The sequence below is a fragment of the Halococcus agarilyticus genome (genome assembly GCF_000334895.1).
In the GTDB taxonomy this organism is placed as follows: Archaea; Halobacteriota; Halobacteria; order Halobacteriales; family Halococcaceae; genus Halococcus; species Halococcus agarilyticus.
On record NZ_BAFM01000019.1, the window covers coordinates 38,324 to 56,912 of the forward strand.

Annotated in this window: 19 protein-coding genes; 9 read left to right on the forward strand and 10 right to left on the reverse strand. The window is 65.2% G+C overall.

The features are described 5' to 3' along the window. Positions 1–117 precede the first annotated feature (117 nt). Complete coding sequence (locus TX76_RS14120; RefSeq protein ID WP_049903256.1) at positions 118–1,233, forward strand: CNNM domain-containing protein; 1,116 nt, start codon at positions 118–120, stop codon at positions 1,231–1,233. A 79-nt stretch (positions 1,234–1,312) separates the two neighbouring features. After that, positions 1,313–2,416: a CNNM domain-containing protein gene (locus TX76_RS14125; protein ID WP_049903285.1), complete on the forward strand. Its 1,104-nt coding sequence runs from the start codon at positions 1,313–1,315 to the stop codon at positions 2,414–2,416. Between the two features lie 126 nt (positions 2,417–2,542). Here TX76_RS14125 and TX76_RS14130 read toward each other — a convergent pair whose 3' ends face one another. Further along, positions 2,543–3,733, reverse strand: a complete 1,191-nt coding sequence (locus tag TX76_RS14130) for a threonine synthase (protein WP_049903258.1) — start codon at positions 3,731–3,733, stop codon at positions 2,543–2,545. Between the two features lie 351 nt (positions 3,734–4,084). On the opposite strand from TX76_RS14130, the gene TX76_RS14135 reads away from it, so the two are divergent. Next, the gene (locus TX76_RS14135; protein WP_049903259.1) at positions 4,085–5,374 is read left to right on the forward strand and encodes an NAD(P)/FAD-dependent oxidoreductase; all 1,290 of its coding nucleotides are present in this window, start codon (positions 4,085–4,087) and stop codon (positions 5,372–5,374) included. Here TX76_RS14135 and TX76_RS14140 read toward each other — a convergent pair. Continuing rightward, entirely contained in the window at positions 5,366–6,055 is a 690-nt protein-coding gene (locus TX76_RS14140) for a metallophosphoesterase family protein (protein ID WP_049903260.1), read from the reverse strand. The genes TX76_RS14135 and TX76_RS14140 overlap by 9 nt on opposite strands. Positions 6,056–6,157: 102 nt before the next feature. Here TX76_RS14140 and TX76_RS14145 point away from each other — a divergent pair, with 102 nt between their 5' ends. After that, complete coding sequence (locus TX76_RS14145) at positions 6,158–6,862, forward strand: hypothetical protein (protein ID WP_049903262.1); 705 nt, start codon at positions 6,158–6,160, stop codon at positions 6,860–6,862. Positions 6,863–6,904: 42 nt separating this feature from the next. Here TX76_RS14145 and TX76_RS14150 read toward each other — a convergent pair whose 3' ends face one another. After that, on the reverse strand, positions 6,905–7,498 hold the full coding sequence (locus tag TX76_RS14150) for a J domain-containing protein (protein WP_195156071.1): 594 nt from the start codon (positions 7,496–7,498) through the stop codon (positions 6,905–6,907). 283 nt (positions 7,499–7,781) lie between these two features. Between TX76_RS14150 and TX76_RS14155 the strand changes: the two genes are divergently transcribed. The 3 genes from TX76_RS14155 to TX76_RS14165 are packed head-to-tail and all read left to right on the forward strand — an operon-like array spanning position 7,782 to position 9,359. Continuing rightward, entirely contained in the window at positions 7,782–8,369 is a 588-nt protein-coding gene (locus TX76_RS14155; RefSeq protein ID WP_049903265.1) for a helix-turn-helix domain-containing protein, read from the forward strand. A 31-nt stretch (positions 8,370–8,400) separates the two neighbouring features. Then, a complete protein-coding gene (locus tag TX76_RS14160; protein ID WP_079890845.1) occupies positions 8,401–8,853 on the forward strand; it encodes a DUF4870 domain-containing protein in 453 nt (150 codons plus the stop codon). 5 nt (positions 8,854–8,858) lie between these two features. Then, complete coding sequence (locus tag TX76_RS14165) at positions 8,859–9,359, forward strand: DUF3592 domain-containing protein (protein WP_049903267.1); 501 nt, start codon at positions 8,859–8,861, stop codon at positions 9,357–9,359. A gap of 204 nt (positions 9,360–9,563) precedes the next feature. Here the strand turns inward: TX76_RS14165 and TX76_RS14170 are convergent, their stop codons facing one another. The 3 genes from TX76_RS14170 to TX76_RS14180 form a co-directional block, all read right to left on the reverse strand. Further along, the gene (locus tag TX76_RS14170; RefSeq protein WP_049903269.1) at positions 9,564–9,827 is read right to left on the reverse strand and encodes a DUF5827 family protein; all 264 of its coding nucleotides are present in this window, start codon (positions 9,825–9,827) and stop codon (positions 9,564–9,566) included. 142 nt (positions 9,828–9,969) lie between these two features. Then, entirely contained in the window at positions 9,970–10,581 is a 612-nt protein-coding gene (sod, locus tag TX76_RS14175; protein WP_049903287.1) for a superoxide dismutase, read from the reverse strand. Positions 10,582–11,167: 586 nt separating this feature from the next. Continuing rightward, the gene (locus tag TX76_RS14180) at positions 11,168–12,571 is read right to left on the reverse strand and encodes a cryptochrome/photolyase family protein (RefSeq protein WP_049903272.1); all 1,404 of its coding nucleotides are present in this window, start codon (positions 12,569–12,571) and stop codon (positions 11,168–11,170) included. 181 nt (positions 12,572–12,752) lie between these two features. Here TX76_RS14180 and TX76_RS17710 point away from each other — a divergent pair, with 181 nt between their 5' ends. Further along, complete coding sequence (locus tag TX76_RS17710; protein ID WP_228842384.1) at positions 12,753–12,923, forward strand: hypothetical protein; 171 nt, start codon at positions 12,753–12,755, stop codon at positions 12,921–12,923. A gap of 12 nt (positions 12,924–12,935) precedes the next feature. Here TX76_RS17710 and TX76_RS14185 read toward each other — a convergent pair whose 3' ends face one another. Beyond that, positions 12,936–13,685, reverse strand: coding sequence for an iron-sulfur cluster assembly protein (locus tag TX76_RS14185; RefSeq protein ID WP_049903273.1), 750 nt, complete (start codon positions 13,683–13,685; stop codon positions 12,936–12,938). After that, entirely contained in the window at positions 13,685–14,740 is a 1,056-nt protein-coding gene (locus TX76_RS14190; protein ID WP_049903274.1) for an amidohydrolase family protein, read from the reverse strand. The genes TX76_RS14185 and TX76_RS14190 overlap by 1 nt, the downstream gene beginning before the upstream one ends. Positions 14,741–14,897: 157 nt before the next feature. Between TX76_RS14190 and TX76_RS14195 the strand changes: the two genes are divergently transcribed. Then, a complete protein-coding gene (locus TX76_RS14195; protein ID WP_049903276.1) occupies positions 14,898–15,938 on the forward strand; it encodes an NAD(P)-dependent alcohol dehydrogenase in 1,041 nt (346 codons plus the stop codon). 479 nt (positions 15,939–16,417) lie between these two features. Here the strand turns inward: TX76_RS14195 and TX76_RS14200 are convergent, their stop codons facing one another. Then, a complete protein-coding gene (locus TX76_RS14200) occupies positions 16,418–17,899 on the reverse strand; it encodes an NADH-quinone oxidoreductase subunit N (RefSeq protein WP_049903277.1) in 1,482 nt (493 codons plus the stop codon). After that, a partial coding sequence (locus TX76_RS14205) for a complex I subunit 4 family protein (RefSeq protein WP_267462369.1) occupies positions 17,900–18,589 on the reverse strand: 690 nt, incomplete at its 5' end.

Genomic DNA, 18,589 nt, shown 5'->3' on the forward strand with positions numbered 1-18,589 from the left:
TATCAGAACAGCAGTTGCGAGATACTCTCACATCGATCCGATACGACGGTACATGTGCTCCCGGACGATCGCTGCTTTCTAACGTGTGGAGCGAGAAACGAGTCGCACCCATAGTCAATGAACGCAACCGAGATCGGTGTCCGGCTCGTTGCCGGTGTCTTGCTCGTCCTCGCGAACGGGTTCTTCGTCACCATCGAGTTCGCCCTCACCCGTGCGCGACAGTACTCGGAGTCGGCGTTCGTCGAGCCAGGTGTTCGCGGTCTCGAACGCGCGTGGGCGATGACCGAGGAGCTCGAGATCTACCTCACGGGTTGTCAGGTCGGGATCACCGCGGCCAGCGTCTCGCTGGGTATCGTGGCCGAACCGGCGCTCGCGGCGATCTTCGAGCCGCTGTTTAGCGGGACGGTTCTCGCGTCGATCGGCGCGGGCGTGCTCTTGGCGTTCCTCATCGTGAGCCTGGTACACAAGGTCTATGGCGAGCAGACCCCCACCTACCTCGGCGTCGAGCGCTCGAAGCAGGTCTGTCGGTACGGCGCGACCCCGCTGTACTGGTTCACGCGGAGCATCCGACCGATCCTCGATCTCGGTGATATAGTCGCGAAATGGACGCTCAAACTGTTCGGCGTGGAGATGACCGGCGCGTGGCTCGAATCAGAGGTCGACGTGATCGAGGGCCGTGCGGATCTCCACCGCCAGCTGGGATCGGTGCTCGCCGAGGGCGACCTTCCCGAGGAGCGCCACGAGGAGGTGATGAACGCGTTGGCTGTGGGTGAGATGACCGTTCGGAACGTCATGGTGCCGCGCGAGGAAATCGCCGCGCTCTCGACCGAGAACACACCCGCGGAGAACGTCGCAATCGTCGAGGACAACCCCCACCTCCGGTTCCCGTTGTTCGGCGATGACGACGGTGATCTCCGTGGGATCGTCTATCTGGCGGAGCTCACCAACCACTTCGAGGCGTTCCGGGACGGCGAGACCGGGATCGAGGAGATTGCCGCGCCGCCAATGACGCTGCCGGCCGACGAGGAGGTCAGCGACGCGATCGACCGGTTCCAAGACGAGAATCAGGAACTCGCGCTCGTGACAGAGGACGGCGAGATCGTCGGCCTCCTCACCGCCACCGACGCCTTCGAGGAGGTCATGGGCGAGCTCGAAGACCCCATCGATGTCTACGATCAAGCACGGAACCGGGAGAACTCGCTGGGCATCGATTCATCAGGTGATCCGACGTGATCGAGACCTCCGGAGTCCGACGGTTTCGCGTATCGAGTGACACGATGCCTTCGACCCGATCGTTCACGGGGCTATGGCGATGAACCCGACCGAGCTCACCATCCGACTCGTCGCGGGGGTCGCGTTGATCCTCGCCAACGGCTTTTTCGTCGCCATCGAGTTCGGCCTGACGCGCGCCCAGCAGTACACCGAATCGGAGTTCGTCGAACCGGGGGTTGCCGGTCTCGAACGCGCGTGGGAGATGACCGAGAGCTTGGAGATCTACCTGACTAGCTGTCAGGTCGGGATCACCTCTTCGAGCATCGCGGTCGGTATCGTGGCCGAGCCCGCGCTCGCAGCCATCTTCGAGCCGCTGTTCGGCGGGACGGTTCTCGCGTCGTTCGGTGCGGGAGCGATTCTCGCGTTTCTCATCATCAACCTCCTCCATCTCACCCACGGGGAGCAAGCACCGACCTATCTGGGGGTCGAGCGCTCGAAGCAGGTGTGTCGGTACGGCGCGACGCCGCTGTACTGGTTCACGCGGATCACCTGGCCGGTCATCACGTTTGGAGATGGGGCGGCGAAGTGGACGCTCGGGCTGTTCGGCGTGGAGATGACCGGCGCGTGGCTCGAATCCGGCGAGGACGAGGTCGAGGGGCGTGCGGACCTCTACAAGCGCTTCGAATCGGTGCTCGACGAGAGCGACATCGACGACGAACGGCGCGAGGAGGTGATGAACGCGCTCGTCGCCGGCGACGCACCGGTACAGGGGATCATGATCCCGCGCGAAGACATCGCCGCGCTGTCGACCGAGAACACCTTCGAGGAGAACCTCGTGATCATGGAGGACCACTCACGGTCTCGCTACCCGCTTCTCGGGGAAGACGAGAACGATTTCCGCGGGATCGTCTACCTTCCCGCGATCACGAACAACTTCGATGCCCTCCTGAACGACGAGATCGGCATCGAGGCGGTCGCTGCGCCGACGATGACGCTACCGGCCGACGAGGAGATCAGCGACGCGGTCGACCGGTTCCAGGCCGAAAACCAGGAGCTCGCGCTGGTCGAGGACGGTGGAGAGATCGTCGGACTGTTGACCGCAACCGATGCCTTCGAGGAGGTCATGGGCGACATCGAGGATCCGATCGACGAGACACAGAGAACCGAACGCCGGAGCAGCCACGGGCGGTCAACGGGGTCCTGACCAGTAACGAATCCCCACAGCGTGATATTGCAGTACGGAACCCGTCCTGCATTCTGTCTCGATGGCCCGAGTACGAAATCGCCCGACACCGACCCACCAACGACCGTCTCCACGAGAACGAAGTCGTTAGACGCCTTTCCCCATCAGGTGGCTCCGGAGGATGTCGTCCTCCTTGTTACCGGTGGCGGTGTTCATGAGCACCACCGTGTCGTCGCTCTCGAACTCGTCCCGCTCGGCGAGCTCCCACGCACCGCTCGCGGCCGCCGCGCAGGTCGCGCCCATCTCGATCCCCTCGTGCTGGGCCACCGTGATCGCGCTGTCGAGGATGTCCTCGTCGGGGGTCGCGACCGCGCCGCCCTCCGACTCGCGGAGCGCGTCGAGGATCAGCGGGCTCGCCCCGGGGTCGGGAATCTCGATCCCGCCACAGATCGTGTCGGGCGTATCCCACGTCTCGTGGATCGCGTCGCCCTCGTTCCACGCCTCGACGATCGGCGCGCAGCCGCTCGACTGGGCGGCGTACATCGCGGGCAGGTCGTCGGTGAGCCCGAGGTCGTGGAACTCCTTCGCGCCCTTGTGCATCCCGACGAGGCCTACACCGCCGCCGGTGGGGTAGACGATCCGGTCCGGGACTGCCCAGTCGAGCTGTTCTGCGATCTCGTAGTACATCGTCTTCTTGCCCTCGTGGCGGTACGGCGTCGTGAACGAACTCGTGGAGTACCAGTCCTCGCCTGCCATCGCGTCGGCGCAGGCCGCGGCGGCGTCCTCGAAGCGGCCCTCGACCACGGTCATGTCGCCGCCGTGGACGTTGATCATCGCCTTGTTGACGAAGTTCGCCCGTGAGGGGACGAACACGTGCGAGTCGAGGCCCGCACGGGCGGCGTACGCCGCGGCCGACTGACCGGCGTTGCCAGCCGACGTGAGCACGATGTCGCTCGCGCCGTGTTCGCGCGCGGCCGACACCGCGAGCGCGTGGCCGCGGTCCTTGAACGAGCCCGTCGGGTTCCGGCCCTCGTCCTTGATGAGTAGTCGTGAGACGCCGAGTTCGTCGGCGAGCGCGGGACACTCGATCAAGGGGGTGGTACCCTCGTCCATCGTCACCGCCGCCGCGCGCGGGATCGGGAGGAGTTCCTCGTAGCGCCACTGGCCATCGAACGGCCTGGCGTCAAGGTCCGTCTGTGTGAGATCGAGCTCCGCGTAGTCGTAGCGTGGATTGAGGATGCCACCGCACTCGGGACAGTCGTGAGTCACCGACTCGGCGTCGAACCGCTCGCCGCAGTCGGTGCATCCGAGCCCGTCGAACGCCGCGGTCGTCTCCATACGCTTCGGAGCATCGCCGGCGACAAATGGGTTCCCGTCCGCTCATCGTTGTCGACGAAACCGACCCGAATCGGTATCGCCAACACTACTCCGAGTCGCCAGTCTCGATACGGCTTCCGAGACCGCACTGTTGCCGACGCAAGTGAGAACCGCAAGCCACACGCCTCCCCAGCCGACTGCGCTCCTCGCTCGCTTCGCTCGCTGTGGTGCTCATCCCTCGCACGAGAGTTGCACGGCGCTCCGCCGGAGCGCCGCGCAGCCGTGCGCCAACCGCACGGTTGTGTCTCCAGTTCGTGACACGCCGTCCGGACCGATGGGAGGCGTTTTGTTCCCGGCGGTCGGAGCCGATCCATGACCCGGGTCATCGTCGTCGGCGGCGGGCTCGCGGGCCTGGTCGCGGCCCGTCACCTCGGCCGCGCGGGGATCGACGTCCAGATGTTCGAGCGCCGAGAGGCGGTCGGCGGCCGCGTTCGGAGCCGCCACGAGGACGGGTTCGTTCTCGATCGTGGCTTCCAGGTGTTGTTCACGGCCTACCCCGCCGCGAAGCGCGAACTCGATCTCTCCTCCCTCGACCTCCGCGAGTTCACGCCCGGCGCGACGATCGCGCGGCCGGGACACCGAACCACCCTCGCCGACCCGCTCCGCGATCCCGGCTCGCTCACCGAAACGCTGTTCAACCGCGATCCCACGCTCTTCGACAAGCTCCGGGTGCTCTCGCTCCGCCGCGAGTTCGGCGAACGGGACGAGGCCGACCTGTTCACGGGCGAGGACCGATCGATCCGCGCACTCCTCGCCGATCGGGGATTCTCGGAGCCGTTCGTCGAGCGGTTTTTCGCCCCCTTCTACGGCGGGATCACGCTCGATCGGAGCCTCTCGACCTCGGCCGCGGTGTTCGGCTACACCTTCCGGATGCTCGCCGAGGGATCGATCGCGATCCCCGCCGACGGAATGGGCGCGATCCCCGCACAGCTCGCCGACGCCGCCCGCGACGCCGGAGCCGAAATCGCGCTCGATACGCCGGTCGAGACGATCGAAACCGATGGTTCGGCCGGTGAGAACGTTGCCTCGAACAGCGGCGCGACCGTCGAGACCGATAGCGAGACCCACACGGCGGACGCGGTCGTGGTCGCCACCGATCCACGGGCCGCCAGGGACCTCACCGGCGTCGCGTCGATCCCGACCGACGCCCGCGGCTGCGTGACCCAGTACTTCTCCTTCCCCACTCACGACGCGCTCGACACCGGTCGGAAACTCCTGCTCAACGCCGAAGAGGACGGCCCGAACCACGTCGCACCGCTTTCGGCGGTGGCCTCCGAGTACGCTCCCGAGGGCCGGGAACTCCTGAGCGCGACCTTTCTCGGCAATCCCGACGAGAGCGACGACGAACTCGCCAGACAGGTCGAGCGGACGCTCGCAGCGTGGTACCCCGAGCGACGCTTCGACGACCTCGCCCATCTCCACACCGACCGGATCCCGTTCGCTCAGATCGCTCAGCCGCCTGGCTTCTATCGCGACACGCCGGCCGTCGACGCTCCGGATGGATCGGTCTATCTCGCCGGCGATCACACCCGGTGGTCGTCGATCCACGCCGCGATGGACAGCGGTCGCGCGGCCGCCCGCGCGGTCCTCGACTCAGAGTAGCTCCCGGAACGCACCCAGGGGAGGGAATTCGACCGTCTCCTCCGCGTCCTCGTCGCGGACCACGGGCCGGAACCGATCGATGTCGGTGACCAGCGGCGAGCGTTCGAGCGTTCCGCGACCGTGGCCACCGTTGACCGCGACGCCGCCCGCGAGCCGGGTGAACGCCGGGAGAACCAGCACGTCCGCGCCGCAGTAGACGCCGTTGCCGAGGAGATAGCAGGGCCAGTCGTCGCCCTCGATAGCGATCTTCGGGTGGTCGTGACCGACGACGTATCGCTCGGCCTCGCGCTCGGGCGGTTCGTGGCCGTGGAGAATGGTCGTTTCTCCCGCAGAGAACGCGGCCGGGGCCGGGCCGTCCCAGACCCCATCGAGCATCGTATCGTGGTTGCCCGATGTGATGACCAGCCGTGCGCCAGCCTCCTCGACGCCTGCTTTGACCTCCCGAAACGTCTCGCGCGCCGCGGCCGGAACGTGTGAAAAGGCGTGGAGCACGTCGCCAGCGAGGACGACCGTCGCGGGCGAAAACCGCTCGCACAGCGCGCCGATCCGCGACGGAACGTCGGTCTCGGGGAGCGGCACCTCGACGTTCGCGCTCGCGCCGCGCCCGAGATGGAGGTCCGCGAGCACGAGCGTATCGCTCTCGGGGAGGTGGACCGCCCGGTCCGCGAACGCCACGTCCATCACCCGGCCTCCGGGCGCGAAACGGATAGCCCCGACGAACGGATGCGACTCGTTACCGCCTTTCGTCACACTCTTATTACAATTGCTAGTGTGTCACACTATGTGACGACCACCGATCCGTTCGGTCGCGCCATCCGCGACTTCCATCGCGGCGAACAGGACGAACCGCTGATCGATCGGGACGGCGCGACGACCCGTGACCACCCGATCGAGGAGTTCTACTTCGGCGAATTCGACCCCGAGAGCGACGCGGGCGCGTGGCGCGCGTCGTGGCTCGACGGACCGCTGCTCGACATGGGTGCGGGCCGGGACGCGCTCTACTTCCAAGAACGCTTCGAGACAGTCGCCATCGAACCGTCGGCACACCTCGTGGCAACGATGCGCGAGCGCGGCGTCCGCGACGCCCGCGTCGGGGACATGTTCGCGCTCCGCGAGACGTTCGACCGCGACCGGTTCGGGTCGGCGCTCGCCATCGGCACCCAGGTGGGGCTCGCGGGATCGATGCAGGGACTGCGCCGGTTTCTCGGTGACCTCGCGTTCGTGACGACGCCCGACGCGAGCGCGGTGCTCGACGGCTACGATCCCGACTGGGAGGGCGAGGACCTGCTCGGCTACCGTTCCGACCCGACCCCAGGCCTCGCCCACCGGGTGCTGCACTTCGAGTACGGGGACGAGGTGGGCGAAACACTACATTTCCGCCTGTTCAGTCCCGATCGTGTCCGCGAGGCGGCCGTCGGTACTGGCTGGAGCGTCGCCGAAGTCCGAACCGACGCCGGCTACTACCGCCTGGCGCTGACGAAGGCGTAGTTTGGGATCGTGGAACACCCGTTCGACCGCGCCCGCGACGCGCTACCCGGCGTGTTCTTTCGCGGTCGTGTACGCCTCGCGCACCCGGCGAAACTCCTCGTGATCGCCGCCGTGATCCGGATGGACCTGCTTCACCTTCTCGCGGTAGGCCGTCTTGACCTCGGCGACGCTCGCGCCTGCCGGGAGGCCGAGCACCCCGAAGGCGGCGTTCGCAGGATCGACTCCGGTGCCTTCGTCGAGTGCGAGATCGGGGGTGTCGAACGGCAGTCGCGAACCGAGATGAACACCGGGGAGTTCGTGCTCGACGAGAACGGCGTGCGTCTCCGCACGCTGGATCCGGTAGTACGCCCGTGCGTCGAACGTGATCGCGACGTCATGCTTCGGGAGATAGAAAGCAACCGCCTCGCCACAGACCGGATGCTCCTCGGCGAACGGCTCGTCGATCGACTGGAGATACTCGCGGATCTCACGCCGGCGCTTTCCCTCGCCGGTGAGCCGCGCCGAATGCCGTACTGTGGTCGGGAACAGTCGCGCGCCGACGACGAACACGCTCGCGACGACCACGATGGAGCCCAGGGCGAGGATCGCGCTGAGAACCAACCACTCGGACAGCAGGGCGGTCACCGCTTCTGACACGCCCGACGGTAGGCGTCGCCGACTAATAAGCGACTCGACGGGTGTTCGGATCGATGAACTCAACCTATACAGTACCCTGAATTGTGGTTGTTCTACGGTCTTATGTTTTGAAGTATACTATTCCGCAGTTCTGGAAACGTCGAACAGTCATCTAAACATCAATTGAAGCGACACTCCAGCGGGCGGAGAGCGTTGGCCGGATTCGTGGCCGCAAATCGGCGATTCGCGGCCGCGAAATCCACTCGGTGTTTTATATTCCCCCCTTTCCTTACCCCGGATCACCGTGGCAGCTCTCCCGGACTGGATTGACAGTCGCATCGACAGAAACCTCGACAACTCGCTGACGCAGCGCCATGTAGTTGCGACGATGTTGGACGCGGAGCGGCCGTTCTTCTCCGCCCGACAGGTTCAGTCGCGGGTGAAACCGGACATCAGCAAGGCCACGGTTCGAAACCGATTGAACGAGCTGCGGGAGCTTGATATCGTGGCCACAGAAGCGTACCCCGAATCGGAGACTCTGTACTACATCGACTATCCGGAATCGAACTGGCCGCTTTCCCCGGAAGGACAGCGTGCTCTCACTATGGAGTCTCCGCTCGATCGCCTCTCCATGCGCGGGTTTCTCACGATGCAGGAAACGGCAGGTATCAGAACGCTGGTCCTCGCCGGCTATCAGTTGACGTTACTCCTGCTGGCGCTTGGAGCCGTCCTTTCGGTGCTCGGGCTTGACGTTGTTTTCGGGAGCGGTATCCCTCTTTGGGGGACAGCATTCAACGTGCTCGCGGTGAGCACCCTTACCCTCGTCACTGAACGGGCGGTCTCGTGGGTTCGGTCACGGTACGGGCGGCTGAACCCGCTCCCAAGCGCATAGACAGACAGACGACTGATGCCACACGATCATCATGAGTTCGAACGAATCCAAACCTAGACCTGGTCCAGAGCTACTGAACGAGCGTACCCTTTCGGGCATTTTCGTCCACTTGCTCGGATTTCTGACGGTAGTCGTTGGCCCCGGATTGATCTATTTGATCTCCGACCACGACTTCACCCGAGCGAACGCGCGAAACGTGTTGAACTGGTATCTGACAATTCTCGTCCTCACGCTCGTTGCGTTTGGTGTCTTTCTACTCGGCGCGGACACGATGACTATTGGCGGGAACACTATGGAGTGGTCGCCGCTGCCAGGCTCTCTCGGAAGCGCGTTCGGGATCGTCGGTGGTCTCCTGCTGCTCCTCGCCATTCTCTCGTGGATGGCGACGTTCTTCTTCATGTTGTTCGCCACGTTCAAGGCGATCACCGGGACCGCGTGGGAGTATCCCTTCGCCAGGGAACTAATCGGGAGTGAGAGGGGGTAGTCGCCGTGTCTGACGAATCCGGGTTCTCTATCGACGGTCCGAACACGTTTCGGGGAGCGGTCCTGCTGTTGGTCGTCGGCCTCGCGGCGTCCGGCTACGGAGCCTACGACTACCTCCAGCAATCCGACGCGGTCGAGAACTCGGTCGAGGTCGACGCCGAAATCACCGAGGTCGGGGTCGAGTCCGTCTCGTCTAGCAGTAGTGGCGGTGCCGATTTCACGCCGACAGTCCAGTTCGCCTACGAGTATCAAGCGACCTCGTACACGAGTACGAACGTCTTCCCCGCGGAGATCACCAGGAACTACGACACGGAGGATGCGGCCCGGTCCGTTCTCGATGACTACGAGACGGGCGAGACAGCCACCGCATACGTCGCCCCCGACGACCCGGGGAACGCGTTTCTGAAAAACCGGACGTCGAACTCGCCACTGCTGTTCGTCGGAGTCGGTTTGGTCTTCGCGGTGGTTGGCGGCCTCTCTGTAGTGAACCGCTATCGTGGCAGGTGACCGACCACACCGGGTATCAACTCCAAGTGCCCACACGGCCAGCCGTTCGTGACTCGATAGCGGAAGGGCAGGCGTAGTCACCGGACATCACCCTGATCAAGTATCGTCCAGAAAAATACGGGCAAGTCGCTCAGAATACGACTCGAAGATCGGGCCGATTCGGCACAAAATTACGACGAGAATCGTCCGTCACATATTCAGAATTCAGCGTACTCCATAGTGACCCGGTTCGTCGTCGCTCGCGGGTTCGGCGAAACAGAGCGCGTCGGCGTTTGCGACCATCCACGGGATCGCCCAGTCGAGCAGCACGTCCTCGGTCTCGACGTCGAGTTCGGCCTCGGGATCGAGCCCCTGGAGGAGGCGCGCGATCTCGTAAACAGAGTACATCGTTTCGGGATCGAGCACCTCATCGGGGGTCCGGAACTCGAAGGGGCGCACGCGGTCGAACGACGATTTCGGTCGGGGCATGCGATCGCTACGTCGAACGGGCCTAAATCCTCGGCGGTGTGGCCGTGCTCGCGGCGCTACTGATGGCTGGGCGGTCGGTTCGGCTCCGTGCCTGGAGCTGTGGCTGGGTGGTCGAGTGCGCCAAAAATCGTGAGTTCGGGAACTACTCGTGGTTCGACGTGGTCTTCTCGAAGTTGTCCGCGGCGGCGTCCCAGTCGACGACCTCGAAGAAGGCGTCGACGAAGCTGCCACGGTCGGGACCGTAGTCGTAGTAGTACGAGTGCTCCCAGACGTCGAGCGCGAGCACGGGATGGGCTCCCCAGAGCGCGCCCTCGTCGTGGTTGTCGACCGCTACATTGCGAAGCTGGTCTGCAACCGGATCGTAGATCAGGAGTGCCCAGCCCGAGGCAGCCGACGCGGCGGCCTCGAACTCGCCCTTCCAGCCCTCGTAGGAGCCGAAGTCCTCCTCGATGCGGTCGGCGAGCTCCCCCGAGGGTTCGCCGCCGCCGTCGGGACTCATGTTCTCCCAGAACATGGTGTGGAGGTAGTGCCCACAGCCGTTGTGAGTCACGTCGCCGAGCGCGCCGCCGGTCGAGCCGTAATCGCCCGACGACCGGTTCTCGGCGAGCGTCTCCTCGGCGCTGTTGAGCCCGTTGACGTACCCCTGATGGTGGGTGTCGTGGTGCCAGTTGAGCACCTGCTCCGAGATGTGCGGTTCGAGCGCGTCGTAGTCGTACGGAAGCGGTGGAAGCTCCGCGTTCGAGTGTTCAGACATGATCAAATCCTCCACCCGGTACATCGACGCGATAGCTGTTAAAGGTTGAGGAATGAGTGATACCATCCCACATGGTCTGTGTCGGCTAACGTTGCTGATGGCGGACGGCGCGCGGGAGTGTGCAGGCGGCGCGAGCCGAGCGAGGGCCGCCGGACGCACGAACGGGGAGCGCAAGCGACCCGTGAGCGCGGAGCGCACGACCCGCGTGAGGGATGAGCGAAGCGAGGGTCGCCAAGCGAACGGGGAGCAAAGCGACCCGTGAGCGAAACGAGCGGAGCGAATCGGTTGGGGAGGCGTGTGGCGGTTGCGGTGCTGGGCGGTGGGTGTCAGCAATCGAACCGCGAACGAGCAACGCGAGTGAGCGGGTGTTTTTAGTCCAGGTTTTTGCGAGGAGCGGTGCGCGAGAGAATGAAATGAGCGAGCGCACCCGACGAAGTAAAAAAGTGGGTGCGGGAGGCGTGTGGCGGTTGCGGTGCGGTTCTCACTTGCGACGGAATCCGCGGTGGTGAGTCTACTCGTCAACAAAACCACCTCGTTCCGGCATCACCCGCTACCGATTTCCGACGGTCTCGTTGCTCTCCATCGGTCATTCGTCGTCGCCGCGCGCCCGCTCAAACATCGCGATCGCTTCCTCGCGGCGCTCGCCGTGGTCGCAGATCGGTGCGGGATACTCGGGGGCGAGCTCCTCACGCTCCTCACTACCGAGTTCGTGCCACGAGTGGATGTCGTCGGGATCGACGCCGTCGAGTTCCGGGACGTACGTCGTGATATACTCTGCGTCGGGATCGTAGCGCTCGCCCTGGGTCATCGGGTTGAAAACTCGAAAATAGGGCTGGGCGTCCGTCCCGGTCGAGGCGGCCCACTGCCAGCCGCCGTTGTCGTTCGCGGTGTCGTGGTCGACGAGTCGCTCGCGGAAGTGGTCGTAGCCCGCACGCCAGTCGAGCAGGAGGTCCTTCGTGAGAAAGGAGGCGACGATCATCCGGACGCGGTTGTGCATGTACGCCTCCACGCGGAGCTGGCGCATGCCGGCGTCGACGATGGGGTAGCCCGTCTCGCCGGCCTTCCACGCCGCGAGGTCCTCGGCGTCGTCACGCCATTCGATCTCGTTTTCGAACTCCTGGTAGTTCCGCGTCACCACGTGCGGGTTGAAGTAGGTGACTTGCGTGTAGAACTCGCGCCAGGCGAGCTCCTCCTGATACGTTTCGATCGCCTCGCGTTCTTCCCCGTTTTCGGCGTCGTCCAGCGCCGCCGCGGTGCGCTCCGTGACCTCACGGATCCCGATGGTGCCGTACTTGAGGTCCTGAGAGAGCCGCGACGTTCCCGCACGCGCGGGATATTCGCGCTCCTCGTCGTACTCGAAGATCGCCGACTCGCAGAACCGATCGAGACGCTCGCGTGCCGCCTCGGTGCCCGCCGGGGGAAGGTTCGTGTCGGGCTCCTCGAACCCCAGCTCGTCGATCTCGGGAAGCGCGTCGCCCGCCACGTCGGCGAGCGCGTCGGCGTCGGGCGTGGGAAGGGGATCGTCCTTCTCGCGGTCGAGCCACTTGTCGCCGAAATAGGAGAACACCGCGTAGGGATCGCCGTCGTTCGTGGTGATGGTGCCTGGCTCGTGATGCACCGCGTCGTGGAACGCCTCGTGGTCGACGCCCGCCTCGTCGAGCGCCGCACGAACCGCCTCGTCGCGCTTCTGAGCGAGGCCCGTGTAATCGTGATTCCAGACTACACCATCGACCCCGTGCTCGTCGGCGAGGTCTGGAAGTTCCTCGGCAGGGTTGCCCCGGACGATGATCAGGTCGCTGCCCCGCTCACGGTACCACTCGCGGAGCCAGGCGAGCGCGTCGTGCAGGAACGCCATCCGTGGCGGAACGGCGTGTTCCAGCACGTCGGGATCGAAGACGAAGACCGGAAGGACGGGACCATCGTCGGCGGCCGCGGCGAGCGCGCGATTGTCCGCCGCGCGGAGGTCGCGCCGGTGCCAGTGAAGTTGCATACGCGGGACAGGAGCGGGTACTTCCTAAACCACCGGGAAGCGGTACGCCGCGTGTGCGGTCCCGATAGGGACGATAGCGTCGGGGTAGACGAGGGCTCCGCTGACCGGCAGGGTCTATGGTGGCGAGTGCCCCGCAGTCGACGCCCGAACAGTTTTGGTACCACGACGCATGATCCGGCGTATGCCGGACGACGACGAACGGCAGCTCGCCGAGGACAGTCCGCCGCGGATGGTGCTGTGCCAGCGCTGTAGCGAGGCGTTCGACTGGCGCGAGGAGTCGTGTCCGCACTGCGGGTGGGAGAAAGCCGAGTGGACCGACGAAGGTCGGTACGGCCTCGCACGATCGGATTGAGCGGCGACTGGCTCAGTCCGCCCCTTCGACGCCGTTGCGCGCCTCGTTGAGTGCCGAACAGATGCTTCCCTGCCCGGTCGCGTTCGTCTTTGCAAGCCGCGCACGATGCTGCACGCGATCGAACTCGTCGGGCGAAATCGGCTCGCCCTCGGGCGTCGCAAACAGCCGGTCCGTCGGGCCGGTCACGAGACCGGTCGCCGCCGCTTTCCGAAGGTACTCGACCACCGGATCCGCCGACACCGACACCACGAGACCACCGTCGGCGAGCGAGACGAGTGTCTGCTCGTCATCGAGGGAGACGTCCGCACGCCGGAGCGCGGCGATCTGTTCGGGGTCGATCCCGGCATCGAGCAGCGCCTCGATCGCGCGGTACTGCCGACCCATCCGGGCCTTCTCGTCGAGCGTTCGTCGCACGTCCGCGAGGCCGTCCTCGGCGTCGGGGAAGGCGTCCTCGAAGGCCAGCCTCTCGTTCACGCCGTGGTTGATCTCGTCTTCGTGCATGTGGTCTCTGAGCCGGACCACGCACTTCTCGACGTCCGGAAGGGCCGACACTTCGTCGCGCGCGCCGGTCGCCATCATCCACGCGAACGCGGGCGAACACCACGCCGTCGGCAGCACGAGCTCCACCGTCACCACGGACGCATCGATGGCGAGGTCGCGGATGTAGTCGAGTTCGACGATCGACTCGTCGAGTTCGGGATCGTCGACTCGATCGAGCCGGTCACGGACGGCGGCCTGTGTCGGACGGGTAGTTGTCGCCATTAGTCGTCGGCGGCGGTCTCCCCGTACTGTTCACCCATGTCGAACTCCGCGCTGATGGCGTCGTCGTGGAGCTCGTCCTTTTTTGCCTCGATGTCGATATCGTAGAGCTCCGCGGCGTTTTCGCCCATGATCTTCTTCTTCACGTCGTGAGTGAGTTCGACACCGAACTCGGCGCGCTGGTCCGCGGTGAGTTCGGCGTCCATCACCGCCTCGACCACCCATTCGGGCTCCCAGAGCGCGTAGTCGCTCCCGAACAAGAGGTTGTCCTCGCCGACCCAGAAGAGGAGCTCGCCCATGATCTCGCCGAACTTCCGCGGGCGTGCATGTGCCATCGGCGCGACGACCGCCAGCCCGCCGTAGACGTTGGTCTCCTGGGCTCCGATGTGGGCGAAGTCGTCGAACCGGGGGAACCCGACGTGCTCGACGATGAAATTGAGTTCCGGGAACGACGTCGCGGCGTCGTCCACGTCGGCCACGTCGAAGGCGTCACGATTCAGGGGGCGGATCGTCGGTCCCTTGTGGGCGTGAATGTTCGTGATTCCCAACTCGGCGCACTTTTCGAGGTAGTCGAACGATTCCTCCGAATCGAGCCGCCACCCTTTCGAGTCGCCGTTCCACTCGGCGGTGTACAGTTTGACACCCTGAATGTCGTGTTCGTCCTTCTGGCGTTCGAGCTCTTCGAGCCCTGTCTCGCCCTCGCGCGGGTCGAATCGTCCGTTGAGGACGAACCGTTCGGGGTACTCCTCCGTGAGGTGGGCGTTGTCCTCGATGGTGTTGAACCCGTCCTCGTAGAACTCGCCGAGATACGTCGGCTGGAAGATGCCCATGTCCGCGTGGCCGTCCCGGAAGAGGTCCTCCACCATCCGATCGGCGCTGTACTGGCGATACTCGTCCATGTCCCAGAGGCGCTCCTCGGGTGTGAACGCCGAGTGATAGTCGTAGAAGCACTGAATGAACTGTTCGCCTCCCTCGTGGACGATGTTCTCCTCGCTCGCATCCCAGTGATGGATGTGCGAATCGATGACGAACACGTCCTCGCCGTCGTGCCGGTACATGGCGAATGATGAATGGTCACACGCAACAATATATCTTTGGCAATTTTTCGGCATAGTCAGCCGTAGTTTCGTTCGGACGGGTTGTGTGGCCGGTTGACGCCACGGATGGACGTCACGAACACTTTTGCCGATGACCGGAGTACCGGTGTGTGCTACCATGCAAGCAGCCAGGCTCCACGAGTACACCGAGGAGATGGACGACGCGCTCGCGATCGACGACGTCGACGCGCCGCAGGTGAGCCGGGCCGATCACGTGGTCGTCGACATCGAGGGGGCAGGCTGGTGCCAGACGGACAACCACGTCATCGAGGGGATGTGGGAGCAGTATATGCCCCAGAATCTCCCGATGATCCTCGGCCACGAGAACGCCGGCACGGTAGTCGAAGTCGGCGACGGCGTCTCGGTGGTCGCGGAGGGCGACCAGGTGATCTGCCACCCGGTAATGACTTGCGGCACCTGCCGTCCCTGTCGGCTCGGCGAGGACATGTACTGTGAGAACGTCGCCTTTCCGGGGCTCAGTACTGATGGGGGGTTCGCCGAGTCGCTGCTCACGAACGAGCGTGCCGTCATCCCGCTGCCCGACGGCATCGACACCACCGACATCGCGCCTCATGCCGACGCGGGCATCACGGCCTACCACGCGGTGAAAAAGGCCGTCGACGAGCTGAATCCGGGCGATCACGCGGTCGTCGTCGGGATCGGTGGGCTCGGCCACATCGGGCTGCAGTGTCTCGACGCGATGAGCGCCACTACCATCACCGCGGTCGATCTCAAGGACGGCGCGCTCGATCTGGCGACCGATCTCGGGGCGCATCACACCGTGAATCCCGACTCGGCGGACGTCGCGAGCGAGATCGAATCGATCACCGACGGCGTCGGCGCACAGCAAGTGCTCGACTTCGTCGGTAGCGACGCGACCACCGCGCTCGCACCCGATGTCGTCGCGGCCGGCGGCGACCACCACGTCGTCGGCTACGGCGGTCACGTCCACGAACCCGCCCAGGCGCTCGTCAACGGCGAGTTCAGCTATCGTGGCACGCTCGTCGGCCAGTACACCGAACTCCAGGAGCTCGTCGCGCTGGTCGAACGCGGCGACGTCGATCTCCGGACCTCTCGGTACGGGCTCGACGAGATCAACGACGTCGCCGCGAAGCTCGAGCACGGCGAGATCGAGGGTCGGGCCGTTATCACGCCCTGAAAGCCCTCGGAACTGCGGGGCCGGTGGCCCGCGCATCCGGCCTCCCTACGGTCGGCCGGACGCCTGACGGCGGTTCCTCGCCCTTATCATGTTGCTCAAAAACGCCGCTGCGCGGCGTTTTTGGCATGCGAAAAATCTCCGATTTTTCAGCACCACCAGGCCTGCATTGCGCGACCCGCGCTGTCGCGTCTGCTCACGGGCCGAGGCGCTACGCGCCTCGTGGCGGCACGCGCTGAAGCCCCCGTCCCTCCCCGTGCGGCCGCGATGAACGCGGCCGCGTGGCTTCCTTCCGCCTCCGCACCGCCAACCGCACAGCACCGCCAGACCGATACCGTTCGAACGCTCATCGCCAGTACGGATCGACTCTATGCTCTGTACACGGTGAATGATACCAGGCGCTATCGAGCTGATGACCTTCGATCAGCAACTCACGGAACGCCCTGCACCTCCCGGTTGAGGAGAACGCGACAACCGAAGAATCAGGAGAACAGCGCGGCGGCAGCGTCGACCGCCGGATCGGTGACGAACCCGAACGCGGGGATCAGCAGCACCGTCACCAGGCCGGCAGCGACGACCGCGGTGTACAGCCCGATCGGGTAGTCGTTGAGCGAGATCTCGCTGGTGGGGTCGTCGAGCCACATCGCCTTCACGACCCGGAGGTAGTAGTACAGCGAGAGCACGCTGTTGACGACCCCGACGGCGGCGAGCCACCAGAACCCCGACCCCACCGCCGCGTAGAACAGGAAGTACTTCGAGAGGAAGCCCGCACCGAGCGGGATCCCCGCGAGGCTAAACATGAACACCGTCATCGCGAGGCACGCGACCGGTGCCTCGCGCCCGAGACCGTTGTAGTCCTCGAACGTCCTCCCCACGGAGCCCCAGTGCTCGACCAGCGCGACGAACAGGAAGGCCCCGGTGTTCATGAACCCGTAGACGAACAGGTGGGTCATGCTCATCCCGAGCACGAACGAGTCCTGCCCGCCGCCGAGCGCCGCGAGCCCGATCAGGACGTAGCCCGCCTGGCCGACCGACGAGTACGCGAGCATCCGCTTCACGTTGTCCTGAGTCGCGGCCGCGAAGTTGCCGAGCGTCATCGTCACGATCGCGAGAATCTGGAAGGCGAGCACCCAGTCGATGCTCGAGGTGATGTCGAGTCCGAACGCCACGATGAACACCCGGAACGCGATGACGAACCCGGCGGCCTTCGAGGCCGACGAGAGGAACGCCGAGATCGGGGCCGGCGCACCCTCGTACGCCTCCGGGGCCCAGAAGTGGAAGGGGACGCTCGCGGTCTTGAACGCGAATCCGCCGAGCACCATCAGCACGCCCATGCCGAGCACGCCCGTGAGCTCGGTCCCGGCGGCGGCCTCGGCGACGTCGCTGAAGAGGAGGCTCCCCGTGGCGGCGTAGACGAGGCTGATCCCGTACGCGAAGATCGCCGAGGAGAGCGCCCCGATCAGGAAGTACTTCAATCCCGCCTCGACGCTGCCACGATTGTCCTTCATGAACGCCACCAGCGCGTACGTCGGCAGCGAGACGAGTTCGAGGCTCACGAACGCGACCGCGAGACTCCCCGCGGAGGCGAGCAGCGTCATCCCGGTCGCGGCGAGCACCACGAGCACGTAGTACTCGGCCTGTTCGGCCTCGCCCGCGAGGTAGTCGTAGCTCGCGATCGTGACGAGCGTCGCGACGCTCGTGAAGATCACCGTGAAGAAGAGGCTCATCCCGTCGACGACGAGCTGACCGTTGTAGAACTGCACGCCACCGTTGGTTCCCGTCCCGGTGACGAGGAGCGCGCCGGCAGCGACGAGCGCGGCCAGCGAGCCGACCGTCGCGGTCCCCGAGAGCAGCGTCCGGTTCTTCGAGCGCGGGTCGACGCTGTCGATCACGAACAGCGCGAGCGCGGTCAGACCGAGCAGCAGCGTCGGCGCGAGCGCGGTCCATTCAGGAAGGGGTGCCATTCAGGCACCACCCCCCAGCAGCGGACCGACCGCGTCCTGGATCATCCCGAAGAACACGTCGGGCGCGGTGCCGAGCCCGATGATGCAGACCACGAGCACCGCGAGCGGCACCACGTCGTGGAAGGCGGCCCGGCCGATCGTGTAGTCCGTGTCGAGCCGGAACTCGCCGAACAGCGTGCGCTGCATCGCGTACAGCAGGTAGCCCGCCACGATCACGATCCCGAACATCGCGATCGCGGTGTAGATCATCGAGCCCGCGAAGTCGGCGGCGAACGAGCCCTGGAAGATGAAGTACTCGCCCATGAAGCCCGCCATGAACGGCAGCCCCATGTAGGCGAAACAGCCCGCGACGAACAGGGTCGTCGTGACCGGCATCCGGTCGGCGAGTCCCGCCATGTCGCCCACCATCCGGGAGTGGGTGGTGTTGTAGATCACGCCGACACACGCGAACAGCAGCCCCGAGATGAGCCCGTGAGAGATCATCTGGAAGGTCGCCCCGCCCAGCCCGAACTCGGTGTACGCCACGAGGCCGAGAATGACGAACCCCATCGACGAGATGGAGGAGTACGCCACGATCCGTTTGAGATCCTGCTGGGCGAGTGCGAGCATCGCGCCGTAGATCACGCTCACCACCGCGAGGATCGCGATGTAGGGCGCGAGCGTCGAGGCCGTCTCGGGCGAGCGATCGTG